Below are 15,533 nucleotides of genomic sequence, written 5' to 3'. Positions count from 1 at the left end.
AATTTAATTTGCCCTTCCAATCCCAAGTCGATAGTTGCCCTCCAAGAGCGACGCGACTGGCGATGGCCGGGCGAGAAGGCGCTGCAACAACAAGCAAGAAAAGCAAGCAGAGCGGCTACTTTTCGTCCCTGGAGAACATTTTGCCCGGCATCGTCCATGTCGTGGATGACGACGCGTCGTTTCGAACAGCCATCCAGCGCTTGCTGGAAATCGCCGGCTACGGAGTCATCACTTATCCATCGGCTCAGCAATTGCTGGATCAGCGGCCAGACGAAAATGCGAGAGGTTGCATTCTTCTGGATGTCCGACTGCCCGGCTTGAGCGGGCCTGAGTTGCAGAGCCGTTTGACTGAACTCGGCTCATCCCTGCCGATCATCTTTCTGACGGGCTACCAGGACATCACTACCACGGTGAGGGCGATCAAGGCGGGCGCAGATAACTTCTTGATCAAGCCTGCCAGTGCGGGCGAACTACTGAGCGCAATTGAAAAGGCGATAGCGCGGCACGACGCAGAGCGCGCGCTAATCGGCGAACTGGAAGCGCTACGGGCCCGGCTATCGACCCTGACACCGCGCCAGCGGCAAGTCTTTGAACTGGTCGTGCGGGGTAAAACGAACAAGCATGCCGCGCGCGTACTCGGGTGCACCGACCGAACGATCAAGGCTCATCGGCAAGCGATCATGAGAAAAATGAAGGTTCAGACGTTGCCTCAACTCGTCACGATTGCCGAGCGGCTTGACGTATCAGGTCCGGAGAACGGGCCCCGAGACGACTAGGCGCCACGCTGGCGGCGGCATTTGCCGCGGTAGCCGCAATCCGGTGAGGGATGACGTTCTGGCAATACTGAAGCCGATTTGCCGTGCTACGAAACTGTATGCACCCGTCATTGCGAGCGCAGCGAAGCAATCCTCGCCTCCACTTGCGGCGCTATGCATTGTTTCGCTGCGCTCACAATGACGTGGAAGGGCCGCGGCGTACTGGATAGCCGCATGCGCGGCTAAGATGACCTTGATTGGGCGGCCGTTGCTTTCGCCTCAGATCGAAAAACTGGTCCCGCAGCCGCACGACGCCGTGGCGTTCGGATTGACCACGCGGAACGACGCGCCGATCAGATCGTCGACGAAATCGACTTCGGAGCCCGCGAGGAACGGCACCGAGGCCGGATCGACCAGCACCACCGCGCCTTCACGTGCGATCACCAGATCGTCCTCGGCCTTGGCATGGTCGACGTCGAACTTGTACTGGAAGCCGGAGCAGCCGCCGCCCTCGACGGAGATGCGCAGCATGGCGCCGTCGCCTTCGCCCTTGAGGATTTCGCCGATGCGGCGAGCGGCCCGCTCGCTGACGGTGATGGCAGTGGTCATGGCATGGTCTCCAGCGGCGTCATACCCAATTCATTTGGTATGGCGCCTCAGACATAGTTAAGTGCGTAATCTCGCGGAATCAAATGGATAAGGACTAAAAAATCGTGTCGGTCGGAATGGCTGCCCCCCGCGCGCCTTATGGCTGCGACCCCGATTCCAGCCGCGGCCGGCTGTTCGCGGAGCCGCCGAGCCGGACCCGGAGCCCGTTCCGGCGCGATTGCGACCGGGTGATCCATTCCACTGCGTTCCGCCGGCTGAAGCACAAGACACAAGTTTTCGTGTTTCATGAGGGCGATCATTACCGCACCCGGCTGACCCATTCGCTGGAAGTGGCGCAAGTCGCCCGCGCGCTCGCCCGCCAACTCGGCCTCGACGAGGACCTCACCGAAACACTGGCGCTGGCCCATGACCTCGGCCATCCCCCGTTCGGCCATGCCGGCGAGCGGGCGCTCGACAAATGCCTCGCGGCCCATGGCGGCTTCGACCATAACGCACAGGCGCTGCGGGTGGTGACTTCGCTGGAGCACCGCTACCCTGATTTCGACGGGTTGAACCTGACCTGGGAATCGCTGGAAGGCATCGTCAAGCACAACGGACCGCTCACCGCGCGGGACGGAGCGGCAGGCGAAGGCGGGATCCCCATCGGCATCGCCGAGTTCAACCAGAAATTCGATCTGGAGCTGTGGAGCTACGCCTCGCTGGAGGCGCAGGTCGCAGCCTTCGCCGACGACATCGCCTATGATGCCCACGACATCGACGACGGTCTGCGCGCGGGGCTGTTCGCCGTCGACGACCTCAAGGTGATGCCACTGACCGAAGCGATCATCGGCGAGATCGACCGTCACTATCCCCATCTCGACGACGCCAGGCGCGGCGCGGAACTGGTGCGCGAGCTGATTTCCTACATGATCGGCGCTGTCATGTCGGAGGCGGGCAGGCGCCTTGCCGCGGCGAAGCCGCAATCGGCCCATGACGTCCGCCACCACCATCAGCCGCTGGTCGCCTTTCCGCCCGATGTCGCGGAGGAGGAGGCCGCCATCAAGGCGTTCCTGAAGCTGCATATGTACAGGCATCACCGGGTGATGCGGGTGATGGGCGAGGCCGAAGGCATCCTGTTTGATCTGTTTGCGCGCTACCAGTCCTCGCCGGGTGACCTGCCGGCCGAATGGGTTGAGGGCACCGAGCGCGAAACGGAGGGCGAGAGGGCCCGCCGGATCGGCAATTTCATCGCCGGAATGACCGATCGTTTTGCCTTAATCGAGCATCAAAGGCTTTTTGACTCGACCCCGGATTTGCGTTAGGCGGCGCCCATGTCCGACAAGCCAGTTTCACAACACCTGTTTGCCGACGCGCTGGCGCGCGTGCAGGCAATCTGCGCCGCGCTCGCGGCCGAGGGCCAGTGGCCCGCCGGTATCGATTTCTCCCGCGTCGTGGTCGAGCCGCCGCGCGATGCCAGCCATGGCGACATGGCAACCAACGCCGCAATGGTGCTCGCCAAGGAGGCGAAGGTAAAACCGCGCGATCTCGCCGATAAAATCGCGGAAAAATTGCGCGCTGACGATTTGGTCGCCGCGGTCGAGGTCGCCGGCCCGGGCTTCATCAATCTCACCCTGAAGCCTCAGGTCTGGGCGAACGAACTGCTGACGATGCTGCGCGAAGGCGCGTTCTACGGCAAAAGCGCGGTCGGCCACGGCGCCAAGGTCAATGTCGAATACGTCTCGGCCAACCCGACCGGGCCGATGCATGTCGGCCACTGCCGGGGCGCAGTGTTCGGCGACGCGCTGTGTGGCCTGCTCGACTTTGCCGGCTATGACGTCACGCGCGAATATTACATCAACGATGCCGGCGCGCAGGTCGACGTGCTCGCGCGCTCGGCGTTCCTGCGCTACCTGGAAGCGCTTGGCGAAAACATCGGCGAGATTCCGGAAGGGCTCTATCCCGGCGACTATCTCGTTCCCGTCGGACAGGCGCTCGCCGCCGAACATGGCGACAAGCTGAAGGCGATGCCTGACACGTCATGGCTGCCGATCGTACGCGCCAAGGCGATCGCGATGATGATGGACATGATCAAGGGCGATCTCGCTGCGCTCAATATCAGGCACGACGTGTTCTTCTCGGAGCGCTCGCTGGTCGAGACCGGCAATAACAAGGTCACCGAAACCATCGATTTCCTGCGCGCCAAGGGCGATATCTACGAAGGTCGCCTGCCGCCGCCGAAGGGCAAGCCGGTCGAGGATTACGAAGACCGTATCCAGACGCTGTTCCGCGCCACCGCCTATGGCGACGACGTCGATCGTCCGCTGATCAAGTCGGACGGCTCCTACACCTATTTCGCGTCCGACATCGCCTACCACAAGAACAAGGTCGATCGTGGCTTCTTCGACATGATCAACGTGTTCGGCGCTGATCACGGCGGTTACATCAAGCGAATGCAAGCGGCGGTGAAGGCCATCAGCGCCGGCAAGGCCGCGCTCGACATCAAGATCGTGCAGCTCGTGCGCCTGTTGCGCGCCGGCGAGCAGGTGCGGATGTCGAAGCGCTCCGGCGATTTCGTCACGCTGCGCGAAGTGGTCGACGAGGTTGGTTCCGACGCGGTGCGGTTCATGATGTTGTTCCGCAAGAACGACGCCGTGCTCGATTTCGATCTTGCCAAGGTGCTCGAACAGTCGAAGGACAATCCCGTCTTCTACGTGCAGTACGGACATGCACGTGGACATTCGATTTTCAAGAATGCCCGCGAGGTGGTTCCCGAGTTGCCCACGGACAACGCCGCGCGGGCCGCCTGGCTGGGTTCCGCCCCGGTCGAGCGGCTGACAGATCCGGCCGAAATGGACCTTTTGAAGCGGTTGGCGCTCTATCCCCGAATAATCGAGGCGGCGGCGGTCGCGCATGAACCACACCGAATCGCTTTTTATCTATATGATTTGGCCAGTGAATTTCACGCGTTGTGGACCAAGGGGCGGGATTTGCCCTATTTACGCTTCATTATGACTAATGATGCAGAGATCACGAGGGCGCGACTGGCTATGGTCCAGGGCGTCGTCTCGGTTCTGGCATCGGGCTTAGCCGTTCTCGGCGTCCACGCTCCGACCGAGATGCGGTAGGCAGGGGCGAAGGCCTTCACGAATGGGGGTTCGTGAGGGTATCTGGCAGGGGCCGCTCGTCATGGTTTGTTTACATGGCGGGTTGGCGCTGTCCCGTAGGGATGCATCATCACGATGGCTGATCGATATCAGGACCGACCTTTTCCCTCCGCCGACCAGGCTCGCGGCGAGAGCGATCCATTGGCCGAACTCGCAAGGCTGATCGGGCAGAACGACTCGTTCGGGAACGCCCCCAAGCCAGCGCCACGCCCGCTGCAGTCGCGGGCCAATGCGCGTCCGCCACAGTACGATCCGCCGGCGTATGATCAGCCGGAAGAGGAGCCCGCCGCGCCGCCGGCCCTGCCGGCGTGGATGCAGCGCGCACGGCAGGAGACGACCCCGCCGCCGCCACTTCCGTCGCCGCTGCCGGAGAACCACTACGACGACGAGCCGGAATACCAGCAGCCATCGCCGGTACATCCGTTGCATCGCTATTCGGCCCAGCCGCCGCAGGTGCCTGCTCATGAAGCGCCCGTGCGGGACGACTATTACGAGGCTCCGCAACACCAGCAATATGCCGACGACCCGCAGCCGCAGGACCCGTCGCGCTACGACGATGCGCTGTATGGGCGGTTGGAGAACGGCGAGCACGACTATCAGCGCGATCCGGCCTATCCGGACGATCCCTATGCCTACCAGAGCGAATACGAGGAAGAGCCCGAGCCCAAGAAGCGCTCGAGCGGCCTGATGACGGTCGCCGCGGTGCTGGCGCTGGCCGTGGTCGGGACCGGCGCTGCCTTTGCCTATCGCACCTATGTGGGTTCGCCGCGCTCAGGCGAGCCGCCGATCATCCGGGCCGACAACAGCCCGACCAAGGTGGTACCGGCGCCGTCAGATGCAGGCGCCGCCAAGAACCCCGACCGGTTGCTGTCAGGCGATGGTGGCGAGAAACTGGTGTCGCGCGAGGAGACCCCGGTCGACGTCACGAGGTCCGGCGCGCCGCGCGTGGTGTTTCCGCCGCTAAACCAGAACAACAGCCCGCCTCCGGTTTCGAGCGTTTCTCCTCAGGGCCTGCCGCCGCAGAACGGGGCGAACGGCACGATGAACAACGAGCCGCGCCGGATCAGGACGCTCGCCGTCAAGGGTGACCCGGCCGACAATGGCGGTGTCCCGGCAGGCGCTGGCGCGCCGCCTCCGCGGCCGGCGCCGACGACACGAAGCGCTGCCGCTCCAGGACCAGGCCCGACTGTGCCGCCCGCAGCGCCGGCCGGGCGTAACCCGGCATCGGCCAATGCCAGTGCCAATCCGCCGATGTCTCTGGCACCCGGTGCGGCCGATCCTGCGCCGGCAGCGCCCGCGCGTGTCGCCGCCGTCAATCCGGCGCAGCAGGCTCCGGCAGCCAGCGGTGGTTATTTGGTCCAGGTCTCCTCGCAGAAGAACGAGGCCGATGCGCAGGCCTCCTACCGGGCGCTGCAGGGCAAGTTCCCGAGCGTGCTGGGACCGCACTCATCGATGGTGAAGCGGGTCGATCTCGGCGAAAAGGGCGTCTACTACCGCGCCTTCGCCGGTCCGTTCGGCTCGTCCGAGGAGGCGGCGCAGGTCTGCAACAGCCTGAAATCTGCCGGCGGCCAGTGCTTCGTCCAAAGGAATTAACGGCGCTTTCCTTGACCCAGGGGCTGCGAGGGGCCTAATCGGCCCCCATGACAAGCCGCGCATTCATCACGGGCGTATCGGGACCGGAATTGACCGCTGAAGAGCGGGAATTCATCCGTGGCGAACTGCCATGGGGCTTGATCCTGTTCAAACGCAATATCGAAGCGCCGGATCAAGTATCTGCGCTTGTTAATGAATTCCGGCGCCTTGTGGACGAGGCGGACGCGCCGGTCCTGATCGATCAGGAAGGCGGCCGGGTGGCCCGGCTCGGGCCGCCGCACTGGTCGGTCTATCCGCCCGGCGCCACCTTCGGCGCGCTCTATGATCTCGACCCGGCGCTGGGCCTGAAGGCGGCCCGCCTGAGTTCCCGCCTGATCGCGGCCGATCTGATCGACCTCGGCATTACCGTCGACTGCCTGCCGCTGGCGGACGTTCCCGTGGCCGGCGCCGACGCCGTGATCGGCAACCGGGCCTACGGAACCGAGCCCGCCAAGGTCGCGGCGATCGCGCGCGCGGTTACCGAGGGGCTGGACCAGGGCGGCGTGCTGCCCGTGCTGAAGCACATTCCCGGCCATGGCCGGGCTACCGCAGATAGCCATTTTCGGCTCCCGACCGTTGATACGGCGCGAGACGAGCTGGAACGGACCGATTTCGCGGCCTTTCAGCCACTGGCGGACCTGCCGATGGCGATGACCGCACATGTTGTGTTTAGCGCGTTAGACCCCGCCCAACCCGCGACGACTTCTGCGACAATCATCCATCAGGTGATTCGCGGCGAAATTGGGTTCCAGGGTTTGTTGATGAGTGATGACGTGTCGATGAATGCGCTGGCCGGATCGATCGCCGTGCGGACCCGCGCCATCGTCAACGCCGGCTGCGACATGGTCCTGCATTGCAACGGCAAGCTCGACGAGATGCGCGACGTGGCGCGCGAGACGCCGGAACTGGCTGATGGGGCCTTGGAACGCGCCAGGCGGGCGCTGGCCGCGCGAAGGCAGCCTGAGCCCTTCGACCGGCAGGCGGGACGGGCTGAACTTGAAGCGTTGGTGGATCGGGTAGGAACGGTATGACGGCTGAGATTCTATCGTTTGAAACCGGACGGCCCGCCGAGATCACCGACGGCGAGGCCGCGCTGGTCGTCGACGTCGAGGGTTATGAAGGCCCGCTCGACCTGCTCCTGACGCTGGCGCGGCAGCAGAAGGTCGACCTCGCCAAGATTTCGATCCTGGCGCTGGCCGATCAGTATCTGACCTTCATCGAGGCCGCGCGAAAGATCCGCCTCGAACTCGCGGCCGATTACCTCGTGATGGCTGCCTGGCTTGCCTACCTGAAATCGCGCCTGCTGCTGCCCGAACCGCCCACGCCGGACGGACCGAGTGCGGAAGAAATGGCGACCGCACTTGCCAATCGGCTTCGCCGACTCGAGGCTATCAGGGAAGCCGCCAACCGGCTGATGAACCGTCCGCAGTACCAGCGCGATATTTTTCCGCGCGGCAATCCGGAGTCGATCGCCGAAATCCGTCACCCCAAATTCACCGCGACACTGTTCGACCTGCTCTCCGCCTATGCCGCGCAGCGTCAGCAGCGCGTGCTGGCGACGGTGCATCTGGCCAAGCGCACGGTGTGGTCGCTCGCCGAAGCGCGCGCCTCGCTGGAGCGGCTGGTCGGCATGACCGAATCCGAGGACTGGAGCTGCCTCGACGATTTCCTGCTCAGCTACGTCGTCGATCCCTCGCAAAAGGCGACGGTGTTTGCGTCGAGCTTTGCCGCAGCGCTCGAACTGGTGCGCGAAGGCGAGATGGAGCTGAACCAGAAAGAGGCGTTCGCGCCGCTGTATTTTCGCAAGCGTCCGCCGCAGGCAGCGGCGCCGGCGCCGGATATGACGGTCGAGTAAGTGGAAGGAGACCTAGCCATGGCAAGCCTGGCGGAAAAACGCATGGAAGATGCCGAGGATCATCCCATCGACCAGAATACCGATCAGGCCGCGCGGCCAGAGGAATTGCGGCTGCTCGAAGCGTTGCTGTTTGCCTCTGCCGAGCCGATCGATCAGGCCGCCTTAGCCAAGCGCATGCCCGATGGCGTCGACGTCAAGGCGGCGCTGGCGCAGCTGCAGGCGGAATATGCCCCGCGCGGCGTCAATCTGGTTCGCGTGGCGAACAAGTGGACGTTCCGTACCGCCGGCGATCTGTCGTGGCTGATGACGCGCGAAAGCACGGAGACGCGGCGCCTGTCGCGGGCGGCGATCGAGGTGCTCGCGATCATCGCCTATCACCAGCCCGTGACGCGCGCCGAGATCGAGGAGATCCGCGGCGTGATCACATCCAAGGGAACGTTGGATGTGCTGCTCGAAACCGGCTGGATCCGGCCCCGCGGCCGTCGCAAGACGCCGGGCCGGCCGCTGACCTTCGGCACCACAGAGGCGTTCCTCTCGCAGTTCAGCCTGGAGGCGCTGGGAGATTTGCCGGGCCTGGAAGAGCTGAAGGGCACGGGACTGCTGGATTCGCGGCTGCCTTCCGGCTTCAGCGTTCCGACGCCGTCGGACGACGTGGCGCTGCGTGAGGACGAGGACCCGCTGGAGGCTGGAGACAATCTGGAACTGCTGCTGGCGCCGGCTGCCGAGCCGGAAGAGGGCGGCGGAGCCGGTTCCGAAGGCTCGGCTGGTTAGTCCCTCAGGCCGGGTTAACAATAGCAATATTACGTAGCCGCGACAGCGATTTGCCGCGGCAGGGGTCCTTGTTTTTGACACCTCTCGGGCCTACCTTCCGCCAAAGCTTGGCCGGAAGCCGGCCGTCTCTTTTTGGAGGGTTGCAGGATGGGTTCGCTTAGCATTTGGCACTGGATCGTCGTGATCGCAGTGGTCCTGCTGCTGTTCGGGCGCGGCAAGATTTCGGACTTGATGGGCGATGTCGCGCAGGGCATCAAGGCCTTCAAGAAGGGCATGCAGGACGACACCAAGGAAGCCGAAAAGCCCGCTGAACCGGTGAAAACCATCGATCACAATGCGACGCCGGCGCCGACGGCGGCACGCACGGATGTCGGCAGCAAGGCTGTCTGAACCGGGCATCTTGAGATTGGCGCCGGTTGAGAAAAGGCGCGGGCGGCTCCAAATCTTGGCTATGATGGATTGGGGCGCGGACGTCTCGCGCGAGCGGAAGAATTCATGTTCGACATCGGGTGGAGTGAACTGGTTGTCATCGCGGTTGTCGCGCTGATTGCCATCGGCCCGAAAGAGCTGCCGGGCGTGCTGCGCATGGTCGGGCAATGGATGGGCAAGGCGCGCAAGATGGCGTCCGAATTCCAGGGCCAGTTCCAGGAAGCCATGCGCGAGGCCGAAATGGCCGACCTCAAGAAGAGCTTTGACGAGGTCAAGGAAACCGCAACCGCGCTTTCCCCGGCCAACGTCATGACCTCGCTGCAAAAGGACGTCAACGACGCCCTGCAGATCGGCGACATCGACAAGCCGGCTGCCGCCCCAGCCAACGACGCGCAGGTGGCAGGCGCGATCAGCGAACCCGTTACCCCGACGACACCGGCCGCGCCGACGCCAGAGACCTTCGTCGAGGCGGAGGCGCATGCGGCCGTATCCGAGCCGCTGGCAATCACGCGTGAAGTTCAGCCCACGCCGCAGGACGTTGCGCCGCCGGCGCCCGACATTCTCAAGGACGCCAAAGCGTCATGACCATCGAAGACATCGAGGCCAGCAAGGCCCCCTTGATGGATCACCTGATCGAGCTGCGCTCGCGGCTGATCAAGGCGCTGCTCGGCTTCGGCATTGCGTTCATCTTCTGCTTCTTCTTCGCCAAGCAGATCTACAACGTGCTGGTCTGGCCGTTCGTCTGGGTCGCGGGCGCCGAGAATTCCAAATTCATCTACACCGCGCTCTTGGAATATTTCCTCACGCAGTTGAAGCTCGCGCTGTTCGGCGCCGCCTTCATCTCGTTCCCGATCGTGGCGACGCAGATCTATAAATTCGTGGCGCCCGGCCTCTACAAGCACGAGCGCGGCGCGTTCCTGCCGTACCTGATCGCAACCCCGTTCTTCTTCGTGCTCGGCTCACTGCTGGTCTATTTCGTGGTGCTGCCGATGCTGGTGCGGTTCTCGCTCGGTATGCAACAGATGGGCGGCGAGGAGAGCGCGCAGATCCAGTTGCTGCCCAAGGTCGGCGAATATCTGTCGCTGATGATGTCGCTGATCTTCGCCTTCGGCGTCGCGTTCCAGTTGCCGGTGATCCTGACCTTGCTGGGGCGGATCGGCATCGTCACCTCCCAGATGCTGCGCGAGAAGCGGCGCTATTTCATCGTGATCGCCTTCGTGATCGCCGCCGTGCTGACGCCGCCCGACGTCATCAGCCAGGCCTCGCTCGCGATCCCGCTGCTGGCGCTCTACGAGGGCGCGATCATTGCGGTCCGCATGGTGGAAAAGAAGGCCGCTGCCGCGCAGGCCGCGTCAGGCGCACCACCCGCCAGCCCGCCTCCGGAAGTCAATCCGGCGGAATAGGGCCTTAGGGCTGCATTTTTCCCTATCATCGCGCCGTGCTGCCCATGATTCGTCATGCCCGGGCTTGACCCGGGCATCCACGACTTGGTCTAACGCAGCAAAGACGTGGATGGCCGGGATTCTGGGGTGAAGATGCGCTTCGCGCTTTTGCCCGGCCATGACGGGAAGTGAGCAATGCACGACATCAAATCGATCCGCGACAACCCGCAAGCCTTCGACGCCGGACTGAAGCGCCGGGGACTGGCGCCGCTGTCGGCTTCGCTGCTTGCGATCGACGAGAAGCGCCGCGCCGCCATCCTGGCGTCCGAGCAGGCGCAGGCGCGGCGCAATGCGGCTTCGAAGGAAATCGGCGAGGCGAAGAAAGCCAAGGATGACGCGCGCGCCGGCAAGCTGATGGCCGAGGTCGCCGAGCTCAAGACCACGATGCCGGAGCTCGAACTGGCTGCGAAAACGGCGGATGAGGAGCTGGCGAAGGAGCTTGCCGCGATTCCGAACTTGCCGCTCGACGACGTGCCCGAGGGCGCAGACGAGCACGGCAATGTGCAGCGCCACCTCTACGGCAAGATCCGCAACTACGCCTTCACGCCGAAGCCGCATGACGATCTCGGTGGCGCGCTCGGCTACATGGATTTCGAGGCCGCCGCGAAATTGTCCGGCGCGCGCTTCGTCGTTCTGAAGAAGGGCCTGGCGCGGCTGGAGCGCGCGATCGGCCAGTTCATGCTCGATCTCCACACCAACGAGCACGGCTACACCGAGGTGAATCCGCCGCTGCTGGTGCGCAACGACGTCATGTTCGGCACCGGACAATTGCCGAAGTTCGAAGATGACCAGTTCTGGGCCATCAAGGGCGAACTGCTCGTGGCTCCCGACGAACGATTGAAGACCGAACGTCTCGGTCTCATTCCGACCGCCGAAGTCTCGCTGACCAACCTCGTCCGTGAATCCATCGTCGACGAAAAAGAGCTGCCGATGCGGCTGACCGCGCTGACGCCATGCTTCCGCGCTGAAGCGGGGGCTGCCGGGCGCGATACCCGCGGCATGATCCGACAGCATCAATTTACAAAAGTCGAACTGGTGTCGATCGCGACGCCGGAGACCAGCCGCGATGAGCATGAACGGATGCTTTCGTGTGCCGAGCAGGTATTGCAAAAGCTCGACCTGCATTACCGCGTGATGACACTGTGCTCCGGCGACATGGGATTTTCAGCGCAGAAGACCTACGACATCGAGGTCTGGATGCCCGGGCAGGGCGAGGGCGGTGCCTTCCGGGAAATTTCGAGCTGCTCGGTGTGCGGCGATTTCCAGGCGCGGCGCATGGACGCGCGTTCGCGCGGGCCCGATGGCAAGCCGCGCTTCGTGCACACGCTGAACGGCTCCGGCACCGCGGTCGGCCGCGCGCTGATCGCGGTGATGGAAACCTATCAGCAGGAAGACGGCTCCATCGCGGTGCCCGCTGTGCTGCAGCCCTATATGGGCGGGCTCAAAGCCATCGAGCGGGACAAATAGCACAAGGCACGAATGGCCCTGCATCGCGACATCCTTTGGATCGGGAGGCAATGGGCTGTAACCGGCCACGGGATGCAGTTGATCGACCAGCGGCTGCAAGGCGCCTTCGATATAGAAGTAATCAGCCTGTGGGACGATGATCTGATCGATCGGATGCGGGCCAAGGAGTGGCTCAATGTAGCCGATTTCGATAAGGGGCTGGCGGTTGCGCGGACGCGGCACAAGCTGCCGGAGGCGGGATCGGAGCCGGTAGCTATGGCAGTGCCGGCGGTCGACCTCGTCGCACCATCTCCGCCACCGAAACTGGAGCTCCCGGCTGCCACTGAGCCTCCGCAAGCGGCGCCGGCGTCGCCAGCGGCTGCGATGCCGCCGTCTCCGCCCATCGAATTGGCGCAACAGGCATCGCCGGATCTGCAGATGAAAATCGATGGCGGCGCCAGATTCGCGCGCCCATGGCGGGTCTGGATAAAGAAAACATGAGGAATCGGGCCGGTTTGCCTCAGCTGCGATAGCCGGATAAGACGACGTCCAAAGGCAAAAGCCCGCCTCGATCTGAACCAAAAGGCATTTTGACGGATGCGAATTCTCTGCACCAATGACGACGGCATTCATGCGCCGGGCCTGAAGATCGTCGAGGAGATCGCCCGCGCGCTATCCGACGATGTCTGGATCGTGGCGCCCGAGCTCGATCAGTCCGGCGTCTCGCATTCGCTGTCGCTGAACGATCCATTGCGCCTGCGCGAAGTCGGTCCGCGTCATTTCGCGGTGCGCGGCACGCCGACCGATTGCGTGATCATGGGCTCGCGCCACATCCTCGGCGAGAAGATGCCCGATCTCGTGCTGTCTGGCGTTAACAGGGGCCGCAACGTCGCGGAAGACGTTGTCTATTCCGGTACGATCGCGGGAGCGCTCGAGGGCACGATTCTGGGCTTTCCGTCGTTTGCACTGAGCCAGGAGTTTTCCATCGAGACCCGTCACGCGCCGTTGTGGGAAACCGCACTGAAATTCGGCCCTGACATTATTCGCAAGGTGATCGATGCGGGCGTGCCGAAGAACACCGTGATCAACGTCAACTTTCCTGCCTGCACGCCCGACCAGGTCAAGGGCATCCGTGTGACGCGGCAGGGCAAGCGCAATCTCGGCTTCCTGAAAGTCGACAAGCGGCACGACGGCCGCGGCAATCCCTATTTCTGGATCGGTTTCGAGCGCGCGGCGATGATGGATACGCCGGCCGAGGGCACCGATCTGGCGGCGCTTGCTGCGCGCTACGTCTCGGTCACACCGCTGCGGCTGGACCGCACCGATGAAGCGTTTTCGGAAGAGCTGGTGACGACGTTGAAGTGATGCCTGTAGCCCGGACGGAGCGAAGCGAAATCCGGGGAAGCTCTCGCAGGTTGGCTCACCGATCCCGGATTACGCTTCGCTCCATCCGGGCTACTTATCGCGGCTAAACCGGCGCGCTCTTCATCGTCGCACTGATCACCTGAGCCAGCGTTTCCAGTTGGAAAGGCTTCTGCAGCGCGGGGCGGTCTCGATATTCCTGGGGCAGGCCGGAGGAGCCGTAGCCGGTTGCAAAGATGAAGGGGCGGTTGCGCGCAGTGATCAGCTCGGCCACTGGCGTGATCACCTTCCCGTTGACGTTGACGTCGAGAATCGCGAGATCAAATTCAGTCGTTTGCACCAGCTTGACCGCTTCGCCGATTTCGCCGGCCTCGGCCGCGACGCTGTGGCCGAGCTCTTCCAGCATATCAGCGACCATCATCCGGATCATGACCTCGTCCTCGACGAGGAAAACAGAACAGCCCGCCGGCCGTGTCGCTACCATGATGGATTCCTTGCCCTTCCGAGTGTCAAGGTTCGCAAAAAACGTCATATGTTGCAATGTCGACATAGACGGCGAATCCCGTTTCTCGCGAGGGATTTTCCGTCCCCCTAACGCCGGGACGCGACCACCGGTTCCTGAGCCGGAACCACAATCTTGAGGAAATCGTTCCTTAAATGCGCGGACGCTATTACATCTCGGCGTGGCTGATGCATTGGATTGGCGGCTGAGTCCCGCCACGAGACCGCAATGTCGCAAGAACCGCCCGAGAAGATGATGTTTCAGCTCACCCTGCGGCGGCGGGGGATCAGCGACCAGGCGGTGCTGCGGACCATGGAGGCGGTGCCCCGCGAGGCTTTCGTGACGGCGGGCGATCGCGGTCATGCCTACCGCGACAGCGCGCTCGGCATTGCCTGCGGGCAGACCATCAGCCAGCCCTTCGTGGTCGCCTACATGACCGAGCAGTTGAAGCTGCAGAAGGACCACAAGGTGCTCGAGATCGGTACCGGCTCCGGCTACCAGGCCGCGGTGCTGTCGCGGCTGTGCACGCATGTCCTGACCATCGAGCGCTACCGGACGTTGGCGGACTCGGCGCGCGATCGGCTCGAGGCGCTCGGCTATTTCAATATCGAGGTGATGCTCGGCGACGGTTTTGACATTCCAGCGGGCGCCGGTGACTTCGACCGCATCATCGTGACGGCAGCGATGGAGCAGATTCCCGAAAAGCTGCTGGAGCGGCTGGTGCCGGGCGGCATCCTGATCGCCCCGGTCGGGCCCCATCACGGCACCCAGACGCTGGTCCGGATGACCCGGACGGAGAGCGGTTTCGAGCGCAAGGAATTGGTCGATGTCCGCTTCGTCCCGGCCCTGCCGGGAATAGCCCGCGAGCTGTAAAATCCCGGATTGGCGGTTCCCGCCAACATCTTATTCCAAGGGTTAAGCGGTTATTTACTCGGTACGTGTTTACTCAAAACAGTATTTTGTTGCGTACGAGTGAGTAACCATGTCCCGTCTCACCGAGTTGCTTCGCTCGCGTCGGCTGCCGCAGGCCGCGGTGCTGACGCTGATGTCGGTTGGCTTTGTCGGCTGCAGCGCCGATATGCAGACGCGCTTTTCCGATAGCTCGTTCTCCAACCCCTTTGCCTCCCAGCCCGAAGAGACCGGTTCGGTCCGCGCGCCCGCGGCCGAACGCCGCGAGCTGCCGCAATATTCCCGGCCGCCAGCCCAGACCGCTCCGCAATTCCAGTCCCAGGCCTTGCCGCCGCCCGCCGTCGCTGCACCGCACGCTTATCCGGCGAGCCCGAGCGGCGTGTCGGGAGGAGGCCGCGGGGTTTCGTCTTATGCACCGCCCTCCAATCCGCCGATCGAGACCACTGCCACGGTGCCGCCGCGCTCGGTCGCGGCCGCCCGTCCGGCCGCGGCGCAGGGTGGCACGACGATCATCGTCGGCACCAGCGACACGCTCGACCTTCTGGCGAAGCGCTACAATGTTTCGGCTGCGGCGATCCTGCAGGCCAATGGCTACAAGGGCCCGCGCGTGCTGTCGCCCGGCCAGCAGCTGATCATTCCGCGGCAGACGGCGGCGGCGACCCCCGCGCCGGCGCCTGC

At 63.8% G+C, this 15,533-nt stretch carries 17 protein-coding genes; 15 read left to right on the top strand and 2 right to left on the bottom strand.

Annotation, left to right across the window (positions count from 1 at the left end; all coding sequences use genetic code 11):
- The first annotated feature begins 140 nt into the window (after positions 1-140).
- Entirely contained in the window at positions 141-776 is a 636-nt protein-coding gene (locus CQ14_RS31725; protein ID WP_057861777.1) for a response regulator transcription factor, read from the top strand.
- A gap of 258 nt (positions 777-1,034) precedes the next feature.
- Here CQ14_RS31725 and erpA read toward each other — a convergent pair whose 3' ends face one another.
- Positions 1,035-1,364 carry an iron-sulfur cluster insertion protein ErpA gene (erpA, locus tag CQ14_RS31720; protein ID WP_057861732.1) on the bottom strand — a complete coding sequence of 110 codons (330 nt, stop codon included), beginning with the start codon at positions 1,362-1,364 and terminating at the stop codon, positions 1,035-1,037.
- Between the two features lie 104 nt (positions 1,365-1,468).
- On the opposite strand from erpA, the gene CQ14_RS31715 reads away from it, so the two are divergent.
- The 12 genes from CQ14_RS31715 to surE all read left to right on the top strand — a co-directional run bounded on the left by CQ14_RS31715 (position 1,469) and on the right by surE (position 13,447).
- Positions 1,469-2,665, top strand: coding sequence for a deoxyguanosinetriphosphate triphosphohydrolase (locus tag CQ14_RS31715; RefSeq protein ID WP_057861731.1), 1,197 nt, complete (start codon positions 1,469-1,471; stop codon positions 2,663-2,665).
- A gap of 9 nt (positions 2,666-2,674) precedes the next feature.
- Complete coding sequence (gene argS / locus CQ14_RS31710; protein ID WP_057861730.1) at positions 2,675-4,468, top strand: arginine--tRNA ligase; 1,794 nt, start codon at positions 2,675-2,677, stop codon at positions 4,466-4,468.
- 114 nt (positions 4,469-4,582) lie between these two features.
- Positions 4,583-6,100 carry an SPOR domain-containing protein gene (locus tag CQ14_RS31705; protein ID WP_057861729.1) on the top strand — a complete coding sequence of 506 codons (1,518 nt, stop codon included), beginning with the start codon at positions 4,583-4,585 and terminating at the stop codon, positions 6,098-6,100.
- Positions 6,101-6,147: 47 nt separating this feature from the next.
- Complete coding sequence (gene nagZ / locus CQ14_RS31700; RefSeq protein ID WP_057861728.1) at positions 6,148-7,170, top strand: beta-N-acetylhexosaminidase; 1,023 nt, start codon at positions 6,148-6,150, stop codon at positions 7,168-7,170.
- Positions 7,167-7,994 (top strand): segregation and condensation protein A, encoded by an 828-nt coding sequence (locus CQ14_RS31695; RefSeq protein ID WP_057861727.1) that lies wholly within the window; start codon positions 7,167-7,169, stop codon positions 7,992-7,994. Before nagZ ends, CQ14_RS31695 begins: the two co-directional genes overlap by 4 nt.
- 18 nt (positions 7,995-8,012) lie before the next feature.
- Complete coding sequence (gene scpB / locus CQ14_RS31690) at positions 8,013-8,765, top strand: SMC-Scp complex subunit ScpB (RefSeq protein ID WP_057861726.1); 753 nt, start codon at positions 8,013-8,015, stop codon at positions 8,763-8,765.
- Between the two features lie 147 nt (positions 8,766-8,912).
- A complete protein-coding gene (locus tag CQ14_RS31685) occupies positions 8,913-9,155 on the top strand; it encodes a twin-arginine translocase TatA/TatE family subunit (RefSeq protein ID WP_057834624.1) in 243 nt (80 codons plus the stop codon).
- 105 nt (positions 9,156-9,260) lie between these two features.
- The gene (gene tatB / locus CQ14_RS31680) at positions 9,261-9,779 is read left to right on the top strand and encodes a Sec-independent protein translocase protein TatB (RefSeq protein WP_057861725.1); all 519 of its coding nucleotides are present in this window, start codon (positions 9,261-9,263) and stop codon (positions 9,777-9,779) included.
- A complete protein-coding gene (tatC, locus tag CQ14_RS31675; protein WP_057861724.1) occupies positions 9,776-10,597 on the top strand; it encodes a twin-arginine translocase subunit TatC in 822 nt (273 codons plus the stop codon). The genes tatB and tatC overlap by 4 nt, the downstream gene beginning before the upstream one ends.
- A gap of 174 nt (positions 10,598-10,771) precedes the next feature.
- The gene (gene serS, locus CQ14_RS31670) at positions 10,772-12,103 is read left to right on the top strand and encodes a serine--tRNA ligase (protein ID WP_057861723.1); all 1,332 of its coding nucleotides are present in this window, start codon (positions 10,772-10,774) and stop codon (positions 12,101-12,103) included.
- Positions 12,104-12,115: 12 nt separating this feature from the next.
- Complete coding sequence (locus CQ14_RS48410) at positions 12,116-12,583, top strand: hypothetical protein (RefSeq protein ID WP_082650123.1); 468 nt, start codon at positions 12,116-12,118, stop codon at positions 12,581-12,583.
- 96 nt (positions 12,584-12,679) lie between these two features.
- Positions 12,680-13,447 carry a 5'/3'-nucleotidase SurE gene (surE, locus tag CQ14_RS31660; RefSeq protein ID WP_057861721.1) on the top strand — a complete coding sequence of 256 codons (768 nt, stop codon included), beginning with the start codon at positions 12,680-12,682 and terminating at the stop codon, positions 13,445-13,447.
- Positions 13,448-13,550: 103 nt separating this feature from the next.
- Here surE and CQ14_RS31655 read toward each other — a convergent pair whose 3' ends face one another.
- Positions 13,551-13,928 carry a response regulator gene (locus tag CQ14_RS31655; RefSeq protein ID WP_082650126.1) on the bottom strand — a complete coding sequence of 126 codons (378 nt, stop codon included), beginning with the start codon at positions 13,926-13,928 and terminating at the stop codon, positions 13,551-13,553.
- Between the two features lie 246 nt (positions 13,929-14,174).
- Between CQ14_RS31655 and CQ14_RS31650 the strand changes: the two genes are divergently transcribed.
- Positions 14,175-14,819 carry a protein-L-isoaspartate(D-aspartate) O-methyltransferase gene (locus CQ14_RS31650; protein WP_430650232.1) on the top strand — a complete coding sequence of 215 codons (645 nt, stop codon included), beginning with the start codon at positions 14,175-14,177 and terminating at the stop codon, positions 14,817-14,819.
- A 109-nt stretch (positions 14,820-14,928) separates the two neighbouring features.
- Positions 14,929-15,533, top strand: a 605-nt coding sequence (locus tag CQ14_RS47080) for a LysM peptidoglycan-binding domain-containing protein (protein WP_245320665.1), incomplete at its 3' end; no start/stop codon positions are given.

Origin of the sequence: Bradyrhizobium lablabi (genome assembly GCF_001440475.1) — a bacterium.
GTDB classification, from domain to species: Bacteria; Pseudomonadota; Alphaproteobacteria; order Rhizobiales; family Xanthobacteraceae; genus Bradyrhizobium; species Bradyrhizobium lablabi.
The sequence above is the reverse complement of the archived record's forward strand: the minus strand, read 5'-3'. Positions and strand labels throughout refer to the sequence as shown.

Excerpts from the sequence above, each read along its gene's own strand:
- erpA (WP_057861732.1), bottom strand. The coding sequence starts at position 1,364 with ATGACCACTGCCATCACCGTCAGCGAGCGGGCCGCTCGCCGCATCGGC.
- argS (WP_057861730.1), top strand. The coding sequence starts at position 2,675 with ATGTCCGACAAGCCAGTTTCACAACACCTGTTTGCCGACGCGCTGGCG.
- CQ14_RS31705 (WP_057861729.1), top strand. The coding sequence starts at position 4,583 with ATGGCTGATCGATATCAGGACCGACCTTTTCCCTCCGCCGACCAGGCT.
- nagZ (WP_057861728.1), top strand. The coding sequence starts at position 6,148 with ATGACAAGCCGCGCATTCATCACGGGCGTATCGGGACCGGAATTGACC.
- CQ14_RS31695 (WP_057861727.1), top strand. The coding sequence starts at position 7,167 with ATGACGGCTGAGATTCTATCGTTTGAAACCGGACGGCCCGCCGAGATC.
- scpB (WP_057861726.1), top strand. The coding sequence starts at position 8,013 with ATGGCAAGCCTGGCGGAAAAACGCATGGAAGATGCCGAGGATCATCCC.
- CQ14_RS31685 (WP_057834624.1), top strand. The coding sequence starts at position 8,913 with ATGGGTTCGCTTAGCATTTGGCACTGGATCGTCGTGATCGCAGTGGTC.
- tatB (WP_057861725.1), top strand. The coding sequence starts at position 9,261 with ATGTTCGACATCGGGTGGAGTGAACTGGTTGTCATCGCGGTTGTCGCG.
- tatC (WP_057861724.1), top strand. The coding sequence starts at position 9,776 with ATGACCATCGAAGACATCGAGGCCAGCAAGGCCCCCTTGATGGATCAC.
- serS (WP_057861723.1), top strand. The coding sequence starts at position 10,772 with ATGCACGACATCAAATCGATCCGCGACAACCCGCAAGCCTTCGACGCC.
- CQ14_RS48410 (WP_082650123.1), top strand. The coding sequence starts at position 12,116 with ATGGCCCTGCATCGCGACATCCTTTGGATCGGGAGGCAATGGGCTGTA.
- surE (WP_057861721.1), top strand. The coding sequence starts at position 12,680 with ATGCGAATTCTCTGCACCAATGACGACGGCATTCATGCGCCGGGCCTG.
- CQ14_RS31655 (WP_082650126.1), bottom strand. The coding sequence starts at position 13,928 with ATGGTAGCGACACGGCCGGCGGGCTGTTCTGTTTTCCTCGTCGAGGAC.
- CQ14_RS31650 (WP_430650232.1), top strand. The coding sequence starts at position 14,175 with ATGTCGCAAGAACCGCCCGAGAAGATGATGTTTCAGCTCACCCTGCGG.